This is a genomic window from Streptomyces sp. NPDC054840 (assembly GCF_053611065.1).
Window position 1 is genome coordinate 21,069 of the sequence record NZ_JBSGZP010000018.1, and the last position, 6,994, is coordinate 28,062.

A 6,994-nucleotide genomic window follows, 5' to 3' on the forward strand; every position below is an offset into this window, starting at 1 on the left:
GGAAGTCTATACGATGCTCCGTATCGATATACGGAGCGGGGCCTGGAACTTCCCGCCGGCCCGGCCCCCGCCCGGCCGCCTCAGACCGCGTCCCGCTCGACGGGACAGCTCATGCAGCGCGGACCGCCCCGGCCCCGGCCCAGCTCGCTGCCCGGGATCTCGATCACCTCGATGCCCATCTTGCGCAGGTGCGTGTTGGTCGTCACGTTCCGCTCGTAGGCGACCACCACCCCCGGCTCCACGGCCAGCACGTTGCACCCGTCGTCCCACTGCTCGCGCTCCGCCGAGTGCACGTCCTGCGTCGCGGTCAGCACCCGGATCGAGTCCAGACCGAGCGCCCCCGCGATGGCCCGGTGCATGTGGTCCTCCGGGTGGTCGGTCACCTTCAGCTCCTGCGGACCGCCGCCCGGCTCGATCGTGTAGGAGGGGAGCATCCCGAGTCCGGCGTACTGAGTGAACGTATCTCCGTCGACCATGGTCATCACCGTGTCCAGGTGCATGAAGGCCCGCGACTTCGGCATGTCGAGCGCCACGATGGACGTCGCCGAACCGGCGGCGAACAGGCCGCGTGCCAGCATCTCCACCGCCTGCGGAGTGGTGCGCTCGCTCATCCCGATCAGCACCGCCCCGTTGCCGATGACCAGGACGTCCCCACCCTCGATCGTCGAGGGATAGTCCGCCTGCCCCTGCGACCAGTAGTGGAAGGCTCCGGAAGTGGTGAAGAGCGGGTGGTGCTTGTAGATCGCCTCGAAGTGGACCGTCTCGCGCTGCCGGGCGGGCCAGCGCATCGCGTTGATGGACACCCCGTCGTAGATCCAGGCGGAGGTGTCGCGGGTGAAGAGGTGGTTGGGCAGGGGGCCCAGGAGGAAACCGTCCAGGTCCAGTGCGTGGAAGCGCACCGACACCGGCTCGGCGTGCCGCTCCAGGAACTCCCGCTTGGTCATCCCGCCGACCAGCGCCTCCGCCAGCTCGGCCGAGGTCAGCCCGTCGAACACCGACCGGAGATGGTCGGTGGCGAGCGGCCCGTACTCCTTCTCGTCGAAGACCCGGTCCAGTACGAGGTGTCTCGCCTCCGGGATGTCGAGGGCCTCGCACAGGAGGTCACCGAAGAGGTGGACCTCCACGCCCCGGTCGCGCAGCACGTCCGCGAAGCCGTCGTGCTCCTGGCGGGCCCGGCGCACCCACAGCACGTCGTCGAAGAGGAGCGCGTCCTTGTTGCTCGGTGTGAGCCGCTTCAGCTCCAGGTCGGGCCGGTGGAGGATGACGCGGCGAAGCCGCCCGGTCTCGGAGTCGACATGGAATCCCATGCCGTACACATTCCCAGACCGAACGGCTTTTTGAGTGGCGTCCGCTCAGCGAGGGCCGGCGAGGCCGAGAAGCGCCGAGGGGGCGCCGGTGAGCTCCGGGGTGGTCAGGCCCAGTTCGGGCGTGGTCAGGTTCGGCAGCCCGGAGTTGGAGGCGTCCGGCATCGTCAGGAGACCGCCGGCGACCAGGCCGGGGGTCCGGGCGAGCAGGTCGGTGGCCGGCGCCTGGACGGAGCCCTCGCCGTCCGTCTCCGGCTTGCCCAGCAGGTTCGGCACCGGGGAGGTGACGAGGGTGCTGCCGAGCTCGGTGCCGATCGGGACCGACGGGAGCAGTGGGGTCGGGAGCATGTTCCCCTTGTGGAAGCGGGGCGACTCGGGCGCTCCCACGACCGGCACCGGCACGCCGGTGCCCACGCGCGGGGTGTCCACGCCCAGCGTGGTCTTCACGGCGTCCAGCGGGACACCGACCGGCACCGACTGGGCCATGGCCGGGGTGGCCGCACCGGCCGCAGCCATACAGGTCATGAGGGCCGCAATGCTTCCGCGCGCGGTCATCTTCATAGGTGACGTTCCGTCCTTCCAGGGTCGCGGACATTCCGCTGCCCTGGTTGAACGATCCCAGCGGTGGTTTTCCCGGAGTTCCCCGCGAAAGTTCCCCCATACGACCTAATTCGAGGCCGTACGGGGGCCACCCCTTTACGGGCCGTGCTGACGCGGCCCGCTCTCGCGGCGGTGCCGGCTCACAGGCGCGGGTCGACCGGCTCCGACTCCAGCGAGAGCACGGCGAAGACCGCCTCGTGGACCCGCCACAGCGGCTCGTCGGCCGCCAGCCGGTCCAGTGCCTCCAGCCCGAGCGCGTACTCGCGCAGGGCGAGCGAGCGCTTGTGCCCGAGGAACCGCTCCCGCAGCCGCTCCAGGTGGTCCGGACGGGTGTACTCCGGGCCGTAGATGATCCGCAGGTACTCGCGTCCCCGCACCTTGACCCCGGGCTGGACCAGTCGGCCCCTGCCGTCCTTGGCGTACGCCTGGAGCGGCTTGACGACCATGCCCTCGCCGCCGGCCGCCGTCAGCTCCAGCCACCAGTCGGTGCCGGCCCGTACGGAGTCCTCGTCCGCGGTGTCCACCAGGATCCGGCCGGTGCGGATGAGCAGTCCGGTACCGGCCGCCTCGTCGGCGGCGACCAGCCGGTCCAGCCAGAACAGCTGCTCGTCGTGGGGCACGGCGGCCAGCGACCGCGCGGCCACCGCCAGCAGCTGGAACGGCGCGAACCGTACGCCGTCCAGCCCGTCGGTGGTCCAGCAGTAGCGCCGGTAGGAGTCGGTGAAGGCGGCCGCGTCGGCGACCCGGCCGCGCTGGCGCTCCAGCAGCTCCGCGGTGTCGACGCCCCGGGCGGTGGCCGCCTCCAGGGCGGCGATGGCGTCCGGGAAGACGGCGCGGGAGGCCGCGCCGACGGCGGCGTACTGGTTGCGCAGCAGGCCGGTGGACTTCAGGGACCAGGGCAGGAGTTCCCCGTCGAGCAGCAGCCAGTCGGTGTCGAGCTCTTCCCAGAGACCGGCGTCGGTGACCGCCGAGCGCAGCCGGGTGAGGACCTCCTCGGTGACCTCCGGATCCTTGAAGAAGGGCCGCCCGGTGCGGGTGTAGACGGAGCCCGTCGGGCCGTCGACCCCGAAGCGGCTCCGGGCCGCGTCGGCGTCCTTGCAGACGAGGACGGTGGCGCGGGAGCCCATGTGCTTCTCCTCGCACACCACCTGGGCGATGCCGTCCTTGCGGTACTGGGCGAACGCCTCGGCCGGGTGCTCCAGGTAGCCGTCCTCACGGGAGGTGGCCGTGGGCGCCATGGTCGGCGGCAGGTACGGCACGAGACGGGGGTCCACGGCGAAGCGGCTCATGACCTCCAGGGCCGCCGCCGCGTTCTCCTCGCGCACGTTGACGTTGCCCAGGTGCCGGGTCTCCACGACCCGGCGGCCGTGCACGTCGGCCAGGTCGAGCGGGCGGCCGTCGTGCCCGCCCGGCGCCTCGGCGACGAGCGGCTTGACCGGCTCGTACCAGACCTTCTCGGCCGGTACGTCGACCAGTTCGCGCTCGGGCCAGCGCAGGGCGGTCATCCGGCCGCCGAAGACGGCGCCGGTGTCGAGGCAGATGGTGTTGTTGATCCAGGTGGTGTCGGGAACCGGGGTGTGGCCGTAGACCACGACGGCCTTGCCCCGGTAGTCCTCGGCCCACGGGTAGCGCACAGGCAGGCCGAACTCGTCGGTCTCGCCGGTTGTTTCGCCGTAGAGGGCGTGCGAGCGGACCCGGCCGGAGGTGCGGCCGTGGTACTTCTCGGGCAGGCCGGCGTGGCAGACCACCAGCTTGCCGCCGTCGAGGACGTAGTGGCTGACGAGGCCGCGGATGAACTCCCGCACCTCCTCGACGAACTCCTCCGGCTCGCCCTCCAGCTGCTCGATGGTCTCGGCGAGGCCGTGGGTCCGCTGGACCTGGGAGCCCTTCAGATAACGGCCGAGCTTGTTCTCGTGGTTCCCGGGCACGCACAGGGCGTTGCCGGACTTCACCATGCCCATGACGCGGCGCAGCACAGCGGGGCTGTCGGGGCCGCGGTCGACGAGGTCGCCGACGAAGACGGCGGTGCGGCCCTCGGGGTGGACCCCGTCCTCGTAGCCGAGCTTGGCGAGCAGGGTCTCCAGTTCGGAGGAGCAGCCGTGGATGTCGCCGACGATGTCGAAGGGGCCGGTGAGGTGGGTGAGGTCGTTGAACCGCTTCTCCAGGACCACCTCGGCGGTCTCGGCCTCCTCGACGGAGCGCAGGACGTGGACCTTGCGGAAGCCCTCGCGCTCCAGGCCGCGCAGCGAGCGCCGCAGGTCGCGGCGGTGCCGCTGGATGACGGCGCGGGGCAGGCCTGCCCGGTCGGGGCGGGCGGCGTTGCGCTCGGCGCAGACCTGCTCGGGCATGTCCAGGACGATGGCGATGGGCAGGACGTCGTGCTCGCGGGCGAGCTGGACAAGCTGTCGGCGGGCGTCGGCCTGGACGCTGGTGGCGTCGACGACGGTGAGGCGGCCGGCGGCGAGGCGCTTGCCCGCGATGTAGTGCAGGACGTCGAAGGCGTCGCGGCTGGCGCTCTGGTCGTTCTCGTCGTCGGAGACCAGGCCCCGGCAGTAGTCGGAGGAGATGACCTCGGTGGCCTTGAAGTGCTTGCGGGCGAAGGTGGACTTGCCCGATCCGGTGGCCCCGATCAGGACGACGAGGGACAGGTCGGTGACGGGAAGTGTGCGCGTGCGGGGAGTCTCGGTGCTGGTCATGCTGCCTCGCCCTCCTTCGGGGTGTCGGTGGTGTCGGTCGCGTCGTCGGAGTCGCTGGTGTCGCTCGTGTCGCTCGTGTCGTTCGTGCCGGTCGTGGTCGTGCCGGTGCCGTCGAGCTGGGTGAAGACGGCCATCTGCGTCGGCGGCCCGACCTCGGAGTCGTCGTCACCGACGGGCACGTACCGGACCCCGTAGCCGTGGCGCCGCGCGACCTCGTCGGCCCAGGCACGGAACTCCTCACGGTTCCACTCGAAGCGGTGGTCGCCGTGGCGGACGTGCCCGGCTGGCAGGGTCTCCCAGCGCACGTTGTACTCGACGTTCGGGGTGGTGACGAGGACCGTGCGGGGGCGGGCCGAGCCGAAGACCGCGTACTCCAGCGCGGGCAGCCGCTCCGGGTCCAGGTGCTCGATGACCTCGCTGAGCACGGCCGCGTCGTAGCCCGCCAGCCGCTTGTCGGTGTACGCGAGCGAGCCCTGCAGGAGTGTCAGCCGCGCGCTCTGCCGCTCGCCCATCCGGTCCAGCCGCAGCCGCCGGGCCGCGATCTGCAGGGCCCGCACGGACACGTCCATACCGACGATCTCCGAGTACGCCGGGTCCTTCAGCAGCGCCTGGAGCAACTGCCCCTGGCCACAGCCGAGGTCGAGCACCCGCTGGGCGCCGGCGACCCGCAGGACGGAGAGGATCGCCTCGCGCCGCTGCACGGCGAGCGGCACGGGCCGCTCCTCGGTGTCCCGGGTCTCGTCCACCGCGTTGTCGAGCTCCTCGACCTCACTGCCGTCGGCCTCGGCGAGGCGGACCAGTTCCAGGCGCTCGATGGCGTCCTGCGTCAGCCGCTTGTGGCGGGCCAGGTAGCGGGAGGAGATCAGCCCGTTCTCGGGGTGGGCGGCGAGCCAGCCGTCCCCTGCGCGCAGCAGCTTGTCGACCTCGTCCTGCGAGATCCAGTAGTGCTTGGCGTCGTCGAGGACCGGCAGCAGCACGTAGAGCTGGCGCAGCGCGTCGGCGAGGCGCAGCTCACCTTCCAGGACGAGCCGTACGTAGCGGGAGTTCCCCCACTCGGGGAACTGCTCGTCGAGCGGTACGGCCTCGGCCTGTACGAGGTCCCAGCCGAGCGGGCCGAACAGCCGGTGCACGAGCTCGGCCCCGCCACGGGCGGGCAGCACCGGGATCTCGACGCGCAGCGGGCGGACCTGCTCCGCCAGCTCCGGGCGGGCGGCGCACTGCCCCTTGAGCGCGGTACGGAACACTCCGCTGAGCGCGACGGCGAGCAGCGAGGACGCGGCGTACGGCCGGTCGTTCACGTACTGCGCGAGCGCGGCGTCCGGCGCCCCGCCCCGGCCCTTGCCCCGGCCGCGCCGCACGAGCGCGACGGGGTCCACCTCCAGCAGCAGGGCCGCCGTGCACCGCTGGACCGAGGCCTCGGGGTAGAACACGTGGGCGGTGCCGTGGGAGGTGGAGAACGCCTGCGTCTTGCCGGGATGCTTGTGCAGCAGGTAGCCCAGGTCGGTAGCGGGTCGTTCAGGGCAGCCGGTGGTGGAGATCGTCAGGAACACGCGACCGATTATGGCTGGTCACCTCCCGTGGCTGCCCCTGGTTTTCCGGCACCGTCCGCTCACTTCGGCCTGTCCGGCAGCAGCGCTCCGAGGGCGGCGATCCGGTCGGGGCCGATGCGGCAGCAACCGCCGATGAGGCGGGCTCCGGTGCGCTGCCAGGCCCGTGTGGGCCAGGGGAGGGGGTCCTCGGGGGTGTGCCAGGTGCGGGTGGCGGCGTTCCAGACGGAGCCGTCGTTGGGGTAGGCCAGCAGCGGTGCGGCGGTCACGGCGGCCGCCGCTTCGAGGGCGGGCTGCACATCGGCCGGATCGCAGCAGTTGACGCCGACCGCGATGACCTCCGGGGAGGCGGCGGCGAGCGCGAAGGCCTCGTGGAGGGGCTGTCCGGCCCGTGTGCGGCCGGCGGCCACCGTGTAGGAGAGCCAGGCGGGTGCGCCGGTCTGCGCGAGCACGGTGAGCAGCGCCTCGGCCTCGTCGGTGTCCGGGATCGTCTCCACGGCCAGGACATCGGGGCCGGCGGCGAGGAGGGCCTCGATGCGGGGGCGGTGGAAGGCGGCGAGCTCGCGCACGCTGAGCCCGTACCGGCCGCGGTACTCGGAGCCGTCCGCCAGCACCGCTCCGTACGGGCCCACGGAGGCGGCCACCCACACCTCGTGGTCGGTGACCTCGGCCGCCCGGGCGGCCAGGCGCACGCTCCGCCGCAGCAGGGCGGTGGTCTCGGCGCGGTCGTGGCCGTGGGCGGCGAAGGCCTCGTAGCCGACCTGGTAACTGGCGGTGATCAGTACCTGGGCGCCGGCCCGGGCGTACGCCGAGTGGGCGGCCTCCACCTGGGCCGGGTGCTCGGCGA

At 72.2% G+C, this 6,994-nt stretch carries 5 protein-coding genes; all 5 read right to left on the reverse strand.

The window, feature by feature from the left end:
* Nucleotides 1-80 precede the first annotated feature (80 nt).
* Nucleotides 81-1,307, reverse strand: coding sequence for an arginine deiminase (locus ACWGIU_RS03070; RefSeq protein WP_301365636.1), 1,227 nt, complete (start codon nt 1,305-1,307; stop codon nt 81-83).
* Between the two features lie 45 nt (nt 1,308-1,352).
* Nucleotides 1,353-1,820: a hypothetical protein gene (locus ACWGIU_RS03075; protein WP_453701926.1), complete on the reverse strand. Its 468-nt coding sequence runs from the start codon at nt 1,818-1,820 to the stop codon at nt 1,353-1,355.
* A gap of 224 nt (nt 1,821-2,044) precedes the next feature.
* On the reverse strand, nt 2,045-4,600 hold the full coding sequence (locus ACWGIU_RS03080) for a polynucleotide kinase-phosphatase (protein ID WP_453701927.1): 2,556 nt from the start codon (nt 4,598-4,600) through the stop codon (nt 2,045-2,047).
* Nucleotides 4,597-6,150 carry a 3' terminal RNA ribose 2'-O-methyltransferase Hen1 gene (locus tag ACWGIU_RS03085; protein ID WP_453701928.1) on the reverse strand — a complete coding sequence of 518 codons (1,554 nt, stop codon included), beginning with the start codon at nt 6,148-6,150 and terminating at the stop codon, nt 4,597-4,599. Before ACWGIU_RS03085 ends, ACWGIU_RS03080 begins: the two co-directional genes overlap by 4 nt.
* Nucleotides 6,151-6,209: 59 nt before the next feature.
* The coding region (gene mmuM, locus ACWGIU_RS03090) for a homocysteine S-methyltransferase (protein WP_453701929.1) at nt 6,210-6,994 on the reverse strand (785 nt) is incomplete at its 5' end.